Raw genomic sequence first — 17483 nt, 5'->3', positions numbered from 1 at the left:
CTGGCGCGCTACCTTATCTTGCGCGGGCGCATGCGGATCGGATCCCGGATCGCATCAATTGCGCAGCCAAAGGCGCGAGCGCCTGCCTGGCCGGCTGCCGCGATCCGCTTCCGATCCGTTTCCATTCCCCGAACACCGATTTCCCAGGAGCGCAGCGATGCGAGAAGTTCCCGACCTGTCGTCCGTCTTTGGCGCGATGCACGCCGCGTCGCGGCGTGACCAGCTGCCGGCCTGGACCGTGCGCGCCGACCGCCTGCGGCGGCTGCGGCGCCTGGTGACCGAAAACCACGCCGCCATTGCCGCCGCGATCCATGAAGACTTTACCAACCGGCCGCGGCAGGAAACCGCGCTGCTGGAAGTGTTCCCGAGCGTGGGCGCCATCGATGATGCACTGCGCCACGGCAAGCGCTGGATGCGCGTGCGCCGCGCCGCCACCGGCTTCTGGTTCCGTCCGGGCCGCTCGCGCCTGGTGCCGCAGCCGCTGGGAGTGGTGGGCATCGTGGTGCCCTGGAACTATCCGCTGTACCTGACGGTGGGGCCGCTGGCGGGCGCGCTGGCCGCGGGCAACCGCGCGATGGTAAAGCTGTCGGAATACACACCGCGCTTCGCGGCGCTGTTTGCGCAACTGGTGCAGCAGGAATTCGCGCCGGACGAGATCGTGGTGGTCAATGGCGATGCCGAGGTCGCCAGCGCCTTTACCGCGCTGCCCTTCGACCACCTGCTGTTCACCGGCTCGACCGCGGTCGGCCATCATGTGATGCGCGCGGCGGCCGCCAACCTGACGCCGGTGACGCTGGAGCTGGGCGGCAAGTCGCCGGCCATCGTCGGCGCCGGCGCGGACCTGGCGCGTGCGGTCGAGCGCATCCTGGTGGGCAAGCTGATGAACGCGGGCCAGACCTGCATCGCGCCGGACTATGTGCTGGTGCCGGAAGACCTGCGCGATGGCCTGGTGCAAGCCGCGCGCCAGTGCGTGAACCGGCTCTATCCCGACCTGGCACGCAACCCGGATTACACCAGCATCATCAGCCCGCGCCACTTTGCGCGGCTCGCGGGGCTCATCGACGAAGCGGCGGCGCAGGGCGCAACCGTGGTGCCGCTCTCGGACGCGCAACCCGACGCGCAGGCACGCCGCCTGCCGCCGGTGCTGCTGCTGGATGCGCCCGAGGGCGTGACGGCGATGCGCGAGGAGATCTTCGGGCCGGTGCTGCCGGTGGTGACGTACCGCACGCTGGATGAAGCGGTCGACTACATCAATGCGCGCCCGCGCCCGCTGGCACTTTATCTGTTCGAGCGCGACCGCGGCGCGATCGGCCATGTGATGCGCCAGACCGTTGCCGGCGGCATCACCGTCAACGACACGCTGTTCCACGTCGCCCAGGACGGGCTGCCGTTCGGCGGCGTCGGTGCCAGCGGCATGGGGGCCTATCACGGTCAGGCGGGCTTCGACACCTTTTCCAAGGTGAAGCCGGTGTTCCACCAGGCGGCGCTGAATGGCGCCGGCCTCCTCAAGCCGCCCTACGGCAAGACCTTCGAGACGATGCTGAAGCTGCTTATGCGTTGATCAGGCGTTGATCACGCCCGATCAGGACACCAGCATCGGCCGTCCGAGCATGCGCGACAGCACCGCCTCGGGCGAATGGGTGTGATCGGAGATCGCCTGCGGTTCGAGGTAGATTGTCTGCTCCATCATCGCGCGCCCGCGCATGGCGGCGTGCAGCAGCTGGTCGCTGAACACAATCCAGGTCGAGCCCGGCGGGAAGTGGAATTCCTGCTGCGGCACATTAGCCTGGTAGTCCAGGTCAGCCTTGGCCAGATCATGCAGCTGCAGCATGCGGTGGTCGTATTCCGAGCGCTTGCGCTTGGTGATATGCAGCAGCTTCATCAGCGCTGCCTGCCCCGGCCACATGCCGTGCGTCTTGGGCACGAACTTCCGCGCAAAGTCGGCAAACGGCTCGCCCACGCGCCACACCCGCGGCGCGGCCGGGTCGATGTTGTGGAACACGCGCAGCAGGCGCTTGCCCAGCATCGGGTTGGACGGGAAGGAATCGACGTGCAGGCGGGTGTCGTCCTTGCGCCAGCTGACCGGGCGACCAGCGATCTCGCTCGGGCGCAGCGAGGTGCCGGCGCGCGTCATGTGCGGCACGTACTCGGGGAAGAGCGTACTCACCAGCGCCTCGCTGCTGTCGGCGTAGCGGCGGATCAGCTTGTACAGGTCCGACAGGTCCTGCGGGCTGCCCTGGGCGCCGCGCACCGCGGTATCGTCGGCGCGCAGGTTGATGTTCTTGGACTTGCCGTCGGAATAACGGCTGTCGAGAAAGCGCTCTTCGCCCGGCTCGAAGCGGAAATCGAGGTCGGGGAAATACAGCACGGCGCCCTGCTCCAGCTCGCGGCGCAGCGTGGCACGCTCCTCGGCCGTGACCTGCGGCGCCCAGTCGGTGTAAGGCTGCGGGCGGATCAGGTTAAGCGTGCCGGCGGCAGCGGGGCGGCTCCGCGATGTGGCAGTGGCAAGGACAGGCGCTTCAGACATGGCATCCTCTGGGAACGGTCACCAGCAAGGGGATTGGCCGCCTGCGGCGGCGGGTCGGGAATGGCTGGATTTTACTCCCTGCGACCAGCAGTGGCGGCGGCGCCACACAGGGAACCGACCGGGATCAAACCCACATGAAAAAACCCCGCGGGCCCTGGCGGGCCGGCGGGGTTTGCCGGTGTCGGACGCGACGGGGCGCGACGCTTACAGACCGGCCGCGGCGCGCAGGGCAGCCGCCTTGTCGGTGGCTTCCCACGAGAATTCCGGCTCTTCGCGGCCGAAGTGGCCGTAGGCAGCGGTCTTCTCGTAGATCGGGCGCAGCAGGTCCAGCATCTGCACGATGCCCTTCGGGCGCAAGTCGAAGTGCTCCTGCACCAGTTCGGCGATCTTGGCGTCAGGGATCTTGCCGGTGCCTTCGGTGTAGACCGTCACATTGATCGGGCGGGCCACGCCGATGGCGTAGCTGACCTGCACCTGGCACTGGCGCGCCAGGCCCGAGGCCACCACGTTCTTGGCCACGTAGCGCGCGGCGTAGGCAGCCGAGCGGTCGACCTTGGACGGGTCCTTGCCCGAGAACGCGCCACCGCCGTGCGGCGAAGCGCCGCCGTAGGTATCGACGATGATCTTGCGCCCGGTCAGGCCGCAGTCGCCCTGCGGGCCGCCGATGACGAAGCGCCCGGTCGGGTTCACCAGGTACTTGGTTTCCTTCAGCATCTCGGCCGGCAGCGCCGCCTTGATGATCTCCTCGATCACCGCTTCACGGATCTGGGCCTGGGTGATGTCCGGCGAATGCTGGGTCGACAGCACCACGGTATCCACGCTGTGCGGCTTGCCGTCGACATAGCGCACCGTGACCTGCGACTTGGCGTCCGGACGCAGCCAGGGCAGGCGGCCGTCGCGGCGCAGCAGCGACTGGCGCTCGACCAGGCGGTGGGCGTAGTAGATCGGGAACGGCATCAGTTCCGGGGTCTCGTCGCAGGCGTAGCCGAACATCAGGCCCTGGTCGCCGGCACCCTGGTTCAGGTAGTCGTCGGAGGCGCGATCCACGCCCTGGGCGATGTCGGGCGATTGCTTGTCATAGGCGACCAGCACCGCGCAGCCCTTGTAATCAATCCCGTACTCGGTATTGTCGTAGCCGATGCGCTTGATCGTGTCGCGCGCGATCTGGATGTAGTCGACGTTGGCGGTCGTGGTGATTTCCCCCGCCAGCACCACCAGACCGGTGTTGCAAAGCGTCTCGGCCGCCACACGCGCATACTTGTCCTGCGCCAGGATGGCGTCGAGGACGGCGTCGGAAATCTGGTCGGCGACCTTATCAGGATGGCCTTCGGAGACGGATTCCGAAGTAAAAAGGAAGTCGTTTGCCACGAACTTATTCTCCAGGTTGGCTATTGCGTGCCAGCCCGTTCGGTCCATGGCGGCGACGCTTTAGCGGTATTTCAAGCAGCCCGGTTAGAGCCGCATCGCCCCGCAAGTTGTCAGTTAACTCGGCGATACACGCTATTATACGCGCCTGCCGGGTTCTTGCAGCGCACCAACGGGACCAAAGCAACACTTTGCCGCTGGCCCCGTGCTTGTCCCCCGATGACGGCACGCTGCGCGCGGAACTGAATACCGCATTCGAAGAAACGCCTGTTTTCCCGTCTGTTCCCCGGCGCAGACCCGGCACAGGCTTCCTTTTCGCGCCTGATGACCTTTCTTTTCTGGCTGATCTCCCGCCTTCCCCTGCGCCTGCTGCAAGCCGTGGGCGGCGCACTCGGTCTTCTGGCGGGGCGCCTGCCCGGCCGCTACCGCCAGCGCCTCAGGGAAAACTTCCGCCTGGCGTTTCCCGACGCCACCGACGCGATGATCGACGAAGCCGCCCGCTCGGCGGGGCGCATGATCGTCGAGATGCCCTACTTCTGGAGCCGCCGCAAGATCGGCGCGAAGCTGTACGGCTTTGACGACGACATGTGGCCGGCCCTGGAGGCGCTGCAAGCGCGCGGCAAAGGCATCATCATCCTGACCCCGCACCTGGGCTGCTTTGAAGTGCTGCCGCAGTCCCACGCATTGCTGCGCCCGGTCACCGCATTGTTCAAGCCGCCGCACCAGCCCTGGCTGCGCGACTGGATCGAAAAGATGCGCACCCGCCCCAACATGCATATGGCGCCGGCCACGCCGCGCGGGGTGCGCATGCTGGTCAAGGCCCTCAAGCGCGGCCAGGCGGTGGGCATCCTGCCCGACCAGGTGCCGACCGGCGGCGAGGGCAACTGGGCGCCATTTTTCGGCAAGCCGGCCTACACCATGGCGCTGGTGCACCGGCTGCAACAGCTGACCCAGGCGCCGGTGGTGGCGGTGTTCGCCGAGCGGCTGCCGCGCGGCGCCGGCTACCGCGGCCATTTCCGCGTGCTCAACGACGGCGGCCTGCTGCCCGCGGATCCGACTGAGGCCGCCGCCGTGATCAACCGCAATATCGAGCAACTGGTGGCCATGGCGCCCACGCAGTACCTGTGGGGCTACAACCGCTACAAGCATCCGGCCGGGGCCGAACTGCCGCCTGACTACACAACCAGCACCGCGACCAAGACGACCACTGATCCATCCCTTTCATGAGCCGCGTGTTCACCTGGCTCGGCATCGGCCTGTTGACGGTGCTGGGCAAACTGCCATATCCGTTCGTTGCCCGCTTCGGCGAAGCACTGGGCAGGCTGCTGTACCTATTCCCGAGCAGCCGCCGGCGCGTGGTGCAGGCCAACCTGCGCCTGTGCTTCCCGGACAAGACCGAGGCCGAAATCGACGCGCTGTCGCGCGAAAGCTTTCGCATCCTGTTCCGCAGCTTTGCCGAGCGCGGCATCTTCTGGACCGGTAACGAGGTGCAGATGCGCCGCTGGGTGCAGATCGACGACCAGGCCGACCTCGTGGCCCTGGACGGCACCCCCCATATCCTGGTGACGCTGCACCTCTCGGGCGTGGAAGCCGGCGCGATCCGGCTGACCATCCACCTGCGCGAGCACGTGGGGCGCTCCGGCGCATCGCTCTATACCAAGCAGAAGAACTCCCTGTTCGACGGCTTCCTGAAGCACGCGCGCGGGCGCTTCGGCGCCAACATGATTGCGCGCAATGACAGCGCGCGCGACATCCTGCGCTGCCTGAAGAAGGGCGAGGCGCTGCAACTGATCGCCGACATGGACTTCGGCGAGCGCGATTCGGAGTTCGTGCCGTTCTTCGGCGTGCAGGCGCTGACGCTGACCTCGGTGTCGCGGCTGGCGCGGCTGACCGGGGCCAAGGTGGTGCCGATCTATACCGCGATGCTGCCCGACTACCAGGGCTACGTGCTGCGCATCCTGCCCGCGTGGGAGGCATACCCCGGCGAAAGCGTCACTGACGACACGCGCCGCATGAACGCCTTCTTCGAGGACTGCATCCGCCCGCGCGTGCCCGAGTACTACTGGGTGCACAAGCGCTTCAAGCACCGCCTGCCAGGCGAGCCCGAGATCTACTGAGCTTCCCAAGCCCATGCCTGTGCCCGGCGTTCGCGAAGAAACGGTTCTGCCCTATAAAAGGAACGGCAGCGCCGAGATGACCGACAGCCCATTGGTGCGAGCCCGTGGCGCTATCGGACGTCACGGTGTGAGCCCGCTACTGAGCCTGGTCCTGGAATCGTCGGCGACAGTGGTGAGCGGCGCGAGCCGCATCCCGTTTGAGAGATCGAGTCGAATTCGACGCTTCCTATGGCGCTGCCTGGACAAGCCCCGCGCCAACACGGCGGTCGCCCACAAGCTGGCGCGAATGGTGTACTTCATGCTCACGCGCGGCGAGACCTTCGTCGACCAGGGGCAGCAGCGCTACGAAGAACGCGCCAGCGCAGCATCGCCGCGCTCAAACGCCACGCCGCCGCGCTGGGCTTCCAGCTCAATCCGGTGGAGGTGGCCGCCTGAACCCGGCCGCCTTCAGTTTGGTTTCTCAGGAGCGCGCCAGCACACCCGGCACATCCTGCGCCCCACGGCTACAATCCCCACCATGAAACTCCAGTTCACCAAGATGCATGGCGCCGGCAACGACTTTGTCGTGCTCGACGGCATCGGCCAGCAGATCGACCTGACCCCCGCGCAGTGGCGCGCGCTCGCCAGCCGGCACTTCGGCGTGGGCGCCGACCAGATGCTGGTGGTCGAGAAGCCCTCGCGCGCGGATGTCGACTTCCGCTACCGTATCTTCAATGCCGACGGCAGCGAGGTCGAGCACTGCGGCAACGGCGCGCGCTGCTTCGTGCGCTTTGTCACCGACAAGGGCATGACCGACAAGCGCTCGGTGCGCGTGGAGGTGATGAACGGCGTGATTACGCTGACGCTGCAGGACGACGGCCAGGTCACGGTCGACATGGGCGCGCCCGAGCTGGAACCGGCGCGCGTGCCGTTCCGCGCCGAAGGGCTGCCGACCCACATGGAAGGCGCCGACACGCTCTACGGACTGGAAGTCAACGGCCGCACCGAATGGATCTCGGCCGTGTCGATGGGCAACCCGCACGCAGTGCAGGTGGTGGACGATGTGGAAAACTTCCCGGTGCTGCAGGACGGCCCGGTGATCGAACACCATCCTGCCTTCCCCAATCGTGTCAATGCCGGCTTCATGCAGGTGGAAGACCGCCACACCATCCGCCTGCGCGTCTACGAGCGCGGCGCCGGCGAGACGCTGGCCTGCGGCACCGGCGCCTGCGCGGCGGTGGTGGCCGGCATCCGGCGCGGACTGCTGGACTCGCCGGTGCGGGTGCACACCCACGGCGGCGAACTGACCATCGCCTGGGATGGCGGCACGGAGCCGGTGCGCATGACCGGGCCGGCGACCACTGTGTTCGAAGGCAGCATTGACCTGGCGGCCCTGCCGGCCTGACCATAGGGGCTGCGCGCCCCTTTCCGTCCTCTTTTTCGCCTTACCGCCGATGGCAGCCGGCGGCGCGCCCAGTCCTTTTGATCGTGCAGGTCAGACCGATGGAGCGCCCCATGCCGCTGGACGATTTCCGCATCACCACGGGCAAGCGATTCCGCCTTGCCGACTTCGACCCGGGCAGCAGGCCGCTCTCGTGCGGCAAGAAAGAGGAAGATCTCGCCCGCGTCATCGAACTGAGCAACGCGCTCGACGCGCAGCAGGACATCTTCTATGCCGAGCACCGCCGCAAGCTGCTGGTGGTGCTGCAGGGCATGGACACCAGCGGCAAGGACGGCACCGTGCGCGGCGTATTCCGCAGCTTCGATCCGCTGGGCATCCGCGTGGTGGGCTTCAAGGCCCCGTCGCCGGAAGAGCTGGCGCGCGACTACCTGTGGCGCATCCACCAGCAGGTGCCCAAGACGGGCGAGATCGTGGTGTTCAACCGCAGCCATTACGAAGACGTGCTGATCACGCGCGTGCACGGCTGGATCGACAATGCCGAATGCGAGCGGCGCTTGCGCCAGATCCGCGCGTTCGAGACCATGCTGATCGAGACCGGTACCACCATCGTCAAGTGTTTCCTGCATATTTCGCGCGACGAGCAGAAGGCGCGGCTGGAGGCACGCCTGGCGGATCCGGAGAAGCACTGGAAGTTCGATACCGCCGACCTGGCCGAGCGCAAGCGCTGGAAGGCCTACATGGACGCCTACGAGGCGGCGATCATGGCGACCAGCACGCCCGAATGCCCGTGGTACGTGGTGCCGGCCGACTCCAAGACCCACCGCAACCTGATGGTGGCGGAGATCCTGACACAGGTATTCGCAGAGCTGAAACCCGCCTACCCGCCGCCGCGGCCCGAACTGGCGCAGGTGAAGGTCGAATAGTGCGGCCGGCGGCTGGGCGGGCTCAGCCGCCGTTGCCGCGATGCACGTCGTGCGTGACGAAGGGATGCTCGCGGCTGGGCATGGCCAGCCAGTGCGGGTGGCGCAGCGTCTGGCGGATATCGTCCAGCCCGCTGGTCCAGTGCTCATGCATGGTCAGCGAGCCGAACTGGTAATCCTTGGCCATGTTCTCGAACGACTTGTCGCGGTAGATCAGCTGGATCACGTTGCGGCGTGCGTCGCAGGCCTGCTCGGCGGCGCGCCGGTACCACTCGTTGTCGCGCTTTGACTGCGGCACCAACGCCATCACTTCATTGAGCATGCGGCGCATGTTCTGCTGCTCGCGCATGTAGTCGGTGATGGCGCGCGTGCGGCTGGAATAGCGGATGTCCTTCTCGCGCTCGGCCACGTCGATCAGGTCGTGCGGCAGCTTGCCGCGCGCGCTCCACAGGTCGACCTGGAAGATCAGCGCATCGCGCCGCGGCTGCGCGGTCAGCACCTCGGCCAGCGGCGTGTTGGAGACCAGGCCGCCGTCCCAGTAGTACTCGCCATCGATCTCCACCGCCGGAAAGCCCGGGGGCAGCGCGCCGGAGGCCATGAAATGCTCGGGGCGGAGCTTGTCGCGGGTGTTGTCGAAATAGGCGAAGTTGCCGGTGCGCACATTGACCGCGCCCACCGACACACGCATCAGGTCGGGGCGGTGGTTGATCAGGTCGAAGTCGGCAAAGCGCTCCAGCGTCGCCTTCAGCGGCGTGGTGTCATAGAAGCTGGCGCGGGTGGGTTCGGCATAGCGCGACAACAGCTCCGGCCAGGTGCGCGGCTGGAAGAAGCCGCGCTGGCCTTCGAACATCGCGCGCGCGGCCTGCAGGCCGTCGAACCAGACGCGCAGCGGCTCCGGCCAGGTTTCTGCATGATCGATGAGCCAGGTATGCGACAGGCTCGGCAGCCACGGCTGCGCGCAGATGTGCTCCCAGAAGGCGCACAGCTGCTCGACCCGGCGCTCGGGCGGATTGCCGGCGATCACCGCGGCATTGAGCGCGCCGATGGAGATGCCGGCGACCCAGTTCGGGTAGATGCCGCCCTCGGCCAGCCCTTGGTACACGCCGGCCTGGTAGGCGCCCAGCGCCCCGCCACCCTGCAGCACCAGCGCGCGCACGGCATAGGCTTCATGCGCCGGCCGGTCCGGGGCCTTGGCGGCCTGGCGCAACGGCTTGCGCGGGCGCACCTGGGCGCCGCGCTCGGCGAGGGAATCGGCGTTGTTGCCGTTGTCAGCCTGGGCGGATGGCGTTGCCGCCTGCCCTGCCTTTTCCTGTTGCTCTTGCTGCTCTTGCCATTCCTGCCGCTCTTTTGCCGCCACGCCGCGCTCCCCGCCAGTTAGAAAGTCCGCCTGCCCCGCTATCCGATGATGGGCGCTGCCGTCAGCGCCCATCGTCATCAACGGCTTCAGACGCCGTAGCGCTGACGGTAGGCCGCCACTGCCTCGCGCGAGGCGGACAGCGCCGGATCCTGCGACGCGTCCAGGTAGGCCAGCAGGTCCTTCAGGCTGGCGATCGCGATCACCGGGATGCCGAATTCACGCTGCACGTCCTGCACGGCGGAGTGCGTGCCGACCTGCTCGGCGGTGCCGCTCTTCTCCATGCGATCCAGCGCGATCAGCACCGCGGCGGGCTCGGCACCGGCGGCGCGGATCATGTTGACGGACTCGCGCACCGAGGTGCCGGCCGAAATCACGTCGTCGACGATGACGACCTTGCCCTGCAGTTTCGCGCCCACCAGCGTGCCGCCTTCGCCATGGTCCTTGGCTTCCTTGCGGTTGTAGGCGAAGCCGACGTCACGTCCCATGCCCGCCAGCGCCACCGCGGTAGCCGACGCCAGCGTGATGCCCTTGTAGGCCGGCCCGAACAGCACGTCGAACTGCACGCCCGAGCCCAGCAGGGTTTTCGCATAGAATTGCGCCACCTGGCCGAGCATCGCGCCCTGGTTGAACAGGCCGGCGTTGAAGAAGTACGGCGACTTGCGACCGGCCTTGGTGACGAACTCGCCAAACGACAGCACGCCGGCATCGAGCGCAAAGCGGATAAAAGTCTGGCTGAGGTCGGCGCCTTGTTGCGTACCAGCTGGCGTGTTCTGCGTCATCATTTCCCTCTGAATTCAAAATTTCCCCGAATGTTACGGATTATCAGCGCCAACCTCAACGGCATCCGCTCCGCGTCGAAGAAGGGCTTTTTCGACTGGATGGGCAAGCAGGACGCGGACATGGTCTGCGTGCAGGAACTGAAGGCGCAGGCCGCCGACATGACGGAAGCGTTCCTTGCGCCACATGGTTACCACGGCTATTTCCACTACGCCGAGAAGAAGGGCTACAGCGGCGTGGGCCTCTACACGCGCCACAAGCCTGAGCGTGTGGTCACCGGCTTCGGCAATACGGAATTCGACAGCGAAGGCCGCTATGTCGAAGTGCAGTATCCGCACCTGGCCGTGATCTCGGTGTACGTGCCGTCCGGCTCCAGCGGCGAGGAGCGCCAGCAGGCCAAGTTCCGCTTCATGGAATCGTTCCTGCCACACCTGCTGCAACTGAAGGCGACCGGGCGCGAGATCGTGCTGTGCGGCGACGTCAACATCGCGCACAAGGAAATCGATATCAAGAACTGGAAGGGCAACCTGAAGAACTCAGGCTTCCTGCCGGAAGAGCGCGCGTGGATCGGCGAGTTGTTCGACACCCACGGCTATGTCGACGTGTTCCGCAAGCTGGACCCGCGTCCGGACCAGTACACGTGGTGGAGCAACCGCGGGCAGGCCTATGCCAAGAACGTGGGGTGGCGCATCGACTACCACCTGGCCACGCCGAAGATCGCCGCGACCGCGCATGTGTGCTCGATCTACAAGGACGAGAAGTTCAGCGACCACGCGCCGCTGTCGATCGATTACGACTATCCGCTCTGAGGGTAGCCATCAGGCCGCCCGGACTTCTTCGAGCAACTCCGGGTGGCGCTCGAGCAGCTTCAGCAGCTTGACCAGCGCCAGCGGCGGCTTGGTCTTGCCGGTCTCATAGCGCGAGAACGCATTGACGCCGCCGCCAAAGATCTCGGCGGCTTCGCGCTGGTCGAGGCGGAGCTTCTTGCGCACGCCGGCGATGTAGGCCGGATCGACGAACGCGGCATTCACCTGGCGGCTGAACGCGTTCATCAGCTTCATCACCCGGTCGCTTTCCTGCCAGTCGGTTACGGACTCACCACAGGCCGGGCAGAACTGTCCGCGCACTTTTTCTAGCACGGTGGTTTCGCCGCGATAGGTGTAAGGGATGTCGCGGACATCGGCCACCAGTTCGGCCGCGCCGCATTCAGGGCATTTCATTGCACAGCTCCTTTCATCGCGCCTTGAACCTCCTTGAACGACACGACCAGCAGGCCGTCGGTCACCGTCAGCTTCAGCTGCACCCCGCCATACCGCGTGACCGGACGGTAGACCTCCTGCCACGCGGTGTGGTCGGCGTAAGTGGTCATGCTCTTGTAGAAGTCGGCCGGACGCAGTGCAGCGATCACCTCAGCCAGGCCTGCCATGTCCAGTCCCAGCGCCACGGCCCCATCGCGGGCGGTTCGCGTGACTGTGACCCGGCGTGCTGCCAGAAGCTCCCGCACCCGCCACAACGGGTAATGCGCCGTCCCCTTCCCCATGAGAATTAACCTACTTGGTTATATTCTGCAAACGTCGAACTGTGCCAGATCGCAATAATCCAACTGGTGCAAACCCTGCGACCCGCCCCCATCCCCGCTACAATGCAGGTTCCCCACCGGGTCCGGCAGGGGACGTTTCGCATTTCAAGCATTCCCCCGCACTTCATTGAGTGAGTCCGCCATGGTTTTCAAAGTGTTCGTCGATGGTCAGGAAGGCACCACCGGTCTCCGGCTGCTTGACTATCTCTCCGGTCGTTCCGACGTGGAACTGCTGCGCATTGCCGATGACAAGCGCAAGGACCCGGCCGAGCGAGCACGCTTCCTGAACGCCGCCGACGTCGCCTTCCTGTGCCTGCCCGACGTGGCCTCGCGCGAGGCGGTGTCGCTGGTGACCAACCCGAATACCTGCGTGATCGACGCCAGTACGGCGTTCCGCACCTCCGACAACTGGGCCTACGGTCTGCCCGAACTGGTGCGCGGCCAGCGCGAGAGGATCCGCGCCAGCAAGCGCATCGCGGTCCCGGGTTGCCACGCCAGCGCCTTCGTGATGGCGGTGCGCCCGCTGGTGGACGCCGGCGTGTTGCCGCCGGACTACCCGGTGTCGGCGTTCTCCCTGACCGGCTACAGCGGCGGCGGCAAGAAGATGATTGCCGACTTCGAAGCCGGCGGTAACCCGAAGCTGCACAGCCCGCGCCCCTACGCGCTCGGGCTGCAGCACAAGCACCTGCCCGAAATGCGCGTGCAGGGCGGCCTGTCGCAGGACCCGATCTTCAACCCGATCGTCGGCAACTTCCTCAAGGGCTTGGCGGTGACGGTGCCGGTCTTCGGCGAGCGCCTGGCGCGCAAGGTGAGCCCGGAGCAGATCGTCGAGATCTACCGCAAGCACTATGAGGGCGAGCAGTTCGTGCGCGTGCTGCCGTACAACAGCGAAGAGAACCTCGACAACGGCTTCTTCGACGTGCAGGCCAACAATGACACCAACCGTGTCGACCTGTTCGTGTTCGGCACGCCCGAGCGCCTGAACCTGGTCGCCCGCCTGGACAACCTGGGCAAGGGCGCGGCCGGTGCCGCGGTGCAGTGCATGAACGTGCATGTGGGCGCCGACGAGGCCACGGGGCTGCGCGCCTGAAGCGGCGACACGCCTGAACGGGAAAAGCCGGCAATGCCGGCTTTTTTCTTTTGCATGCGGAATGCGCCTCAGCGTTTCAGCGGCTTCTGGCGGTCGTCGTCGCCGCTGTCCACCGGCGCATCGCCCAGGCCCGCCATATTGGCGCGGTACGGCGGCAGCCGGTCCACCGGTGTGTTGATCGCGCGCGCGTAGAGCGGCAGCACCTCGGGCATATGCTTTTCCAGGTCGGCGATGCGGCTGCGCCCGGACGGGTGCGTGGACAGGAACTCGGCGCCGGACTGCGACACCTTGCCCATCTTCTGCCACAGCGTGATCGCGGCGCGCGGGTCATAGCCGGCGCGCGCAGCGACATCCATGCCGATCAGGTCCGCTTCGGATTCATCCGCGCGCGAGAAGCGCAGCGTCAGCAGGTGCGCGCCGGTGCCCAACGCCATATTGCCCAGGTTGCCGAAGCCGAACAGCTGGGAAATCACGTTGGCGCCCAGGTTGGTGATCTCGGACTTGGCGGCGCGCTCGCGCGCGTGCTCCTGCAGCGCGTGGGCGATCTCGTGGCCCATCACCATCGCAATCTCGTCGTCGGTGAGCTTGAGCTGGTCGAGCAGTCCGGTATAGATGGCGATCTTGCCGCCGGGCATGCAGAAGGCATTGACCTGCTTCGAGCCGATCAGGTTGACCTCCCACTGCCACTGGCGCGCGCGCTCGTTCCAGCGCACGGTATGCGGCAGCAGCCGCTTGCCAATGGCGCGCAGGCGGATCAGCTGCGGGTTGTTGTCGCCGGCCAGCGCATGCTTGGCGATGGCCTCCTGCTTGAGCTGCTCGTACTCTTGCGTGGCCTGCTGCTCGATGGCCTCGGCCGGCACGATGTTGCGCACCGCCGAGCCGCCGGGGTTGAGCCGGATGCCGCCGGCATCGCCTTCCTGCGCCGGCGCGGGCTGGCTCCAGGCCATGGGCAACGCCACCGCGGCCAGCGCCAGCGCGCGGGCCAGCCGGGTACGGGTGGGACGCTGATCACCTTGCAGGCGGCGGAGCATGTGCGGTTCCTCGGGCGCAGTCAAGACGTGGGAAAGCCCGCCGCGTTGTGCCGCATGTGGCGGCGAGGCAGGCGGGTGATGCAATAATACACGGCGCCCACGCAGCCGCGCGGCGCCACACGCCTGCCCCGTTCATGACTTTCCAATCCTATCTCGACATCTTCCGCAACCGCCGCATCGGCGCCATGCTGGCGCTGGGCTTCGCTTCCGGGCTGCCGCTGGCGCTGACTTCCGGCACCTTGCAGGCGTGGATGACGGTCGAGGGGCTGGATATCAAGACCATCGGCTTCTTCTCGCTGGTCGGGCAGGCCTATATCTTCAAGTTCCTGTGGGCGCCACTGATGGACCGCTACACGCCGCCGCTGCTGGGCCGCCGGCGCGGCTGGCTGCTGGTGACGCAGGTGGGGCTGGTGCTGGGCATCGCCGCCATGGCCTTCTGCCCGCCGCGCGAGGCGCTGTGGACACTGGCGGCGCTGGCCACGCTGGTGGCCTTCCTGTCGGCCTCGCAGGACATCGTCTTCGACGCCTACAGCACCGACGTGCTGCGTCCCGCCGAGCGTGGCGCCGGTGCGGCGGTCAAGGTGCTTGGCTACCGGCTGGCAATGCTGGTCTCGGGCGGCCTGGCGCTGTGGCTGGCCGACCGCGTGCTCGGCTGGCAGCAGACCTACCTGCTGATGGCGGCGCTGATGGGCGTGGGCATCGTCACCCTGCTGTGGGCGCCGGAACCGGACGTGCCGGCGCGCGCGCCGCGCTCGCTGGAAGAGGCCATACTCGGTCCGCTGCGCGACTTCTTCGCGCGCCCGGGCGCATGGTGGCTGCTGCTGCTGATCGTGCTGTACAAGCTCGGCGACGCCTTTGCCGGCAGCCTGTCGACCACTTTCCTGATCCGCGGCGTGGGCTTCTCGGCGGGCGAGGTCGGCATCGTCAACAAGACGCTGGGGCTGGCCGCCACCATCATCGGCGCGCTGTTTGGCGGCACGCTGATGGTGCGGCTGGGGCTGTACCGCTCGCTGATGCTGTTCGGCGTGCTGCAGGCGGTGTCGAACCTGGGCTACTGGATCCTGGCGGTGACGCCGGCGCACCTGTGGACCATGGGCACGGCCATCGCCGTGGAGAACCTGTGCGGCGGCATGGGCACGGCGGCCTTCGTGGCGCTGCTGATGACGCTGTGCAACCGCTCGTTCTCGGCCACGCAGTACGCGCTGCTGTCGGCGTTGGCCTCGGTGGGCCGGGTCTATGTGGGCCCCACCTCCGGCTATATGGTCGAGGCCTGGGGCTGGGCGCCGTTCTACCTCAGCACGGTGGCGGTGGCGCTGCCAGGCGTGATGCTGCTCTGGGTCATGCGCAACACCGTGCACCGCTACGAGGCCCAGGCGCGCGAAGCGATCGCCTGAGCCAGTCCCTTCCTTATTCCTTGTAGTAGACGATCTGGTGCGAGCTGGCGATCAGCTCGCCGCCCGCGCTCCACAGCTGCGCGCGCTGGTCGAAGAAGCCCTGGCGGAACACCTGAGCGTGCGCGCTGGCCAGCACGTGGCTGTCGCCCAGCGCCGCCAGCGTCTGCGCATCGGCATGGAAATAGGTGGTCATCGACACCGTGCCGGCCGGCACGAAGCCCGCGCGCTTGAGGAAGATGCGCGGGTAGAAGCTGTCCGCCCACGCCGCCACCGCGGCGAAGTCCGGCGTGCGTGCCGGTGCGTCGCGCAGCCAGAACTGCGTCAGGCTGTCCGGGTGCTCGGTGCCGGGCTCGGCGGTCGGCTTGGCGCCGCGCACCGGGCGCATATCGTAGGACTTGAGCCAGCGCACCGGCGCAAACCCGCCCATCGCCGGCAGCGCGTCGGCAGCCGGCACCTCCGGCATCACCGCCTCGCCGCAGGCCCAGGTCTCACGGCGCACGGCAAACATGGCGGTGGCGGTGGTGGCCACGGCATCGCCCTGGCGCAGTTCCAGGGTCCAGTGCTGGGTCGAGCGGTTGGTGCGCACCGGGCGCGCCTCGATCTCGAACGGGCCTTCGGCGATCGGTCCGGCAAAATTGACGGTCAGCGAAACCGGGTCGCCCAGCCGCTGCGGATGGTCCAGCGCCGCCTGCAGCAGCGTGGCGGCGGTGATGCCGCCGAAGGGCCCGATCATGTTCCAGTACGCCGGCGTGGTACGGCCGAGGAAACGGTGCTCGCCGGCGGCCTCCAGCGCAATCGCATCGTCAAAGGAATGGAGCGCGGCAGGAGCGGCGGCAGTCTGGGGGGCGATAGCTGACATGGCGATAGGGGCGAATAGCACGATCGTTCGATGAGCTGCCTACACTAGCCGTAGTCAGGCAGTTGGTCAACACGATCGTGCATCCGGCGCCCATCCAGCGTTCTCGGGTGCCGCATCAGCCCTCCACCCGCCGCCGCGGCGGCAGGCTCCAGCCGAGCTGGTTGGCGATCACGCCCAGCAGCACCAGCGCCATGCCTGCGATCTGCAGCGGGCCCAGCACCACGCCAAACACCAGCACGTCGATCACGATCGCCACCAGCGGGTAGATGAAGGCCAGCGTCGCGATCGACACCACGTTGAGCCGCTGGAAAGCGCCATACAGCAGCGTGTACATCACGCCGGTATGGACCAGCCCCAGCGCCAGCAGCGCGGCCCAGGTGCCTGTACCGTAGCTGCCTGCCGCGGGATGGGCCAGCGGCGCCAGCATCAGCACGCCCAGCACCATCTGCAGCCCGGCGATCTGGCCGGGCGGGATGGCCTGCAGCCGGCGCGTGGCCAGGGTCGTCACCGCGTACAGCAGCGCGGCCAGCAGGCCCAGGCCGATGCCGGCCAGCATCGCCGCGCCGGTGGCGCCGTGCTCGAGCCCGGTGATCAGCATCACACCGGCAAAGGCCAGCACCAGCCACGGCAGCCGTGCGAACGGGAACGGCTCACGCTGGACCACCGAAGTCAGCAACAGCAGGAAGAACGGCTGGGTGTGATAGACCACGGTGGCAATGGCGATGCCGCTGTACGCGTACGCCGAGAACAGCGCCAGCCAGTTGAGCACCAGCGTGACACCGCCCAGCACCAGCCAGCCGAGCTGCGCGCGGGTCATCCGCACCCAGCCGCGCTGCAGCGTCAGCACGCCCAGCAGCGCCGCGCCGCCGAACAGGCAGCGGAAGAACACTACATCGAGCGGCGCTTGGCCGCTGGTGACCACGAACCAGCCGATGGTGCCGGACAGCAGCATGGCCGCGACCATGCGCCGGGCGCCGCCTGGCAAGGGTTGTTGGGAGGGCATGAGGGACTCCGGTCAGACGATTGCCGCATTGTTCCATCATGCGATCCGCTCAACAATCCTGCCTCAACTCAATTAATATTTGA

Annotated in this window: 17 protein-coding genes and 1 pseudogene; 9 read left to right on the top strand and 9 right to left on the bottom strand. The window is 67.1% G+C overall.

Annotated elements, in window-relative coordinates:
* The first annotated feature begins 157 nt into the window (after positions 1-157).
* Positions 158-1561 (top strand): coniferyl aldehyde dehydrogenase, encoded by a 1404-nt coding sequence (locus K307_RS26645; RefSeq protein ID WP_042883847.1) that lies wholly within the window; start codon positions 158-160, stop codon positions 1559-1561.
* A 21-nt stretch (positions 1562-1582) separates the two neighbouring features.
* Here K307_RS26645 and K307_RS26640 read toward each other — a convergent pair whose 3' ends face one another.
* Positions 1583-2527 carry a Kdo hydroxylase family protein gene (locus tag K307_RS26640; protein ID WP_042883846.1) on the bottom strand — a complete coding sequence of 315 codons (945 nt, stop codon included), beginning with the start codon at positions 2525-2527 and terminating at the stop codon, positions 1583-1585.
* 204 nt (positions 2528-2731) lie between these two features.
* Positions 2732-3895, bottom strand: a complete 1164-nt coding sequence (gene metK, locus K307_RS26635) for a methionine adenosyltransferase (RefSeq protein ID WP_042887441.1) — start codon at positions 3893-3895, stop codon at positions 2732-2734.
* 321 nt (positions 3896-4216) lie between these two features.
* Here metK and K307_RS26630 point away from each other — a divergent pair, with 321 nt between their 5' ends.
* The 5 genes and pseudogenes from K307_RS26630 (at position 4217) to K307_RS26615 (ending at position 8313) form a co-directional block, all read left to right on the top strand.
* Positions 4217-5119 carry a lysophospholipid acyltransferase family protein gene (locus tag K307_RS26630; protein ID WP_042883845.1) on the top strand — a complete coding sequence of 301 codons (903 nt, stop codon included), beginning with the start codon at positions 4217-4219 and terminating at the stop codon, positions 5117-5119.
* Complete coding sequence (locus K307_RS26625; RefSeq protein WP_042883844.1) at positions 5116-6009, top strand: lipid A biosynthesis lauroyl acyltransferase; 894 nt, start codon at positions 5116-5118, stop codon at positions 6007-6009. The genes K307_RS26630 and K307_RS26625 overlap by 4 nt, the downstream gene beginning before the upstream one ends.
* Before the next feature lie 238 nt (positions 6010-6247).
* Positions 6248-6444: pseudogene (locus K307_RS48070) on the top strand (IS110 family transposase); the annotation flags it as partial.
* Positions 6445-6526: 82 nt separating this feature from the next.
* Positions 6527-7393, top strand: coding sequence for a diaminopimelate epimerase (dapF, locus tag K307_RS26620; RefSeq protein ID WP_042887440.1), 867 nt, complete (start codon positions 6527-6529; stop codon positions 7391-7393).
* A gap of 110 nt (positions 7394-7503) precedes the next feature.
* Positions 7504-8313 (top strand): polyphosphate kinase 2 family protein, encoded by an 810-nt coding sequence (locus K307_RS26615; RefSeq protein WP_042883843.1) that lies wholly within the window; start codon positions 7504-7506, stop codon positions 8311-8313.
* A gap of 22 nt (positions 8314-8335) precedes the next feature.
* On the opposite strand, the gene K307_RS26610 is transcribed toward K307_RS26615, so the two are convergent.
* Both K307_RS26610 and pyrE read right to left on the bottom strand, forming a co-directional pair.
* The gene (locus K307_RS26610; protein WP_042883842.1) at positions 8336-9667 is read right to left on the bottom strand and encodes a patatin-like phospholipase family protein; all 1332 of its coding nucleotides are present in this window, start codon (positions 9665-9667) and stop codon (positions 8336-8338) included.
* Positions 9668-9753: 86 nt separating this feature from the next.
* Positions 9754-10449: an orotate phosphoribosyltransferase gene (pyrE, locus tag K307_RS26605; RefSeq protein ID WP_042883841.1), complete on the bottom strand. Its 696-nt coding sequence runs from the start codon at positions 10447-10449 to the stop codon at positions 9754-9756.
* A 27-nt stretch (positions 10450-10476) separates the two neighbouring features.
* Here pyrE and K307_RS26600 point away from each other — a divergent pair, with 27 nt between their 5' ends.
* Positions 10477-11253, top strand: coding sequence for an exodeoxyribonuclease III (locus K307_RS26600; protein ID WP_042883840.1), 777 nt, complete (start codon positions 10477-10479; stop codon positions 11251-11253).
* Positions 11254-11262: 9 nt separating this feature from the next.
* On the opposite strand, the gene K307_RS26595 is transcribed toward K307_RS26600, so the two are convergent.
* Positions 11263-11664 carry a type II TA system antitoxin MqsA family protein gene (locus K307_RS26595; RefSeq protein WP_042883839.1) on the bottom strand — a complete coding sequence of 134 codons (402 nt, stop codon included), beginning with the start codon at positions 11662-11664 and terminating at the stop codon, positions 11263-11265.
* The gene (locus K307_RS26590) at positions 11661-11984 is read right to left on the bottom strand and encodes a type II toxin-antitoxin system MqsR family toxin (RefSeq protein WP_042883838.1); all 324 of its coding nucleotides are present in this window, start codon (positions 11982-11984) and stop codon (positions 11661-11663) included. Before K307_RS26590 ends, K307_RS26595 begins: the two co-directional genes overlap by 4 nt.
* A gap of 181 nt (positions 11985-12165) precedes the next feature.
* Between K307_RS26590 and argC the strand changes: the two genes are divergently transcribed.
* Positions 12166-13113: an N-acetyl-gamma-glutamyl-phosphate reductase gene (gene argC, locus K307_RS26585; RefSeq protein WP_042883837.1), complete on the top strand. Its 948-nt coding sequence runs from the start codon at positions 12166-12168 to the stop codon at positions 13111-13113.
* 68 nt (positions 13114-13181) lie between these two features.
* Here the strand turns inward: argC and K307_RS26580 are convergent, their stop codons facing one another.
* Complete coding sequence (locus tag K307_RS26580; RefSeq protein WP_042883836.1) at positions 13182-14144, bottom strand: M48 family metallopeptidase; 963 nt, start codon at positions 14142-14144, stop codon at positions 13182-13184.
* 134 nt (positions 14145-14278) lie between these two features.
* On the opposite strand from K307_RS26580, the gene K307_RS26575 reads away from it, so the two are divergent.
* A complete protein-coding gene (locus tag K307_RS26575; protein WP_042883835.1) occupies positions 14279-15538 on the top strand; it encodes a muropeptide transporter in 1260 nt (419 codons plus the stop codon).
* A 13-nt stretch (positions 15539-15551) separates the two neighbouring features.
* Here the strand turns inward: K307_RS26575 and K307_RS26570 are convergent, their stop codons facing one another.
* Both K307_RS26570 and K307_RS26565 read right to left on the bottom strand, forming a co-directional pair.
* The gene (locus tag K307_RS26570; RefSeq protein ID WP_051975196.1) at positions 15552-16397 is read right to left on the bottom strand and encodes an acyl-CoA thioesterase; all 846 of its coding nucleotides are present in this window, start codon (positions 16395-16397) and stop codon (positions 15552-15554) included.
* A gap of 115 nt (positions 16398-16512) precedes the next feature.
* A complete protein-coding gene (locus K307_RS26565; protein ID WP_042883834.1) occupies positions 16513-17400 on the bottom strand; it encodes a DMT family transporter in 888 nt (295 codons plus the stop codon).
* Between the last annotated feature and the right edge of the window lie 83 nt (positions 17401-17483).

The organism is Cupriavidus necator A5-1 (assembly GCF_000744095.1).
GTDB lineage: Bacteria > Pseudomonadota > Gammaproteobacteria > Burkholderiales > Burkholderiaceae > Cupriavidus > Cupriavidus necator_A.
The sequence above is the reverse complement of the archived record's forward strand: the minus strand, read 5'-3'. Positions and strand labels throughout refer to the sequence as shown.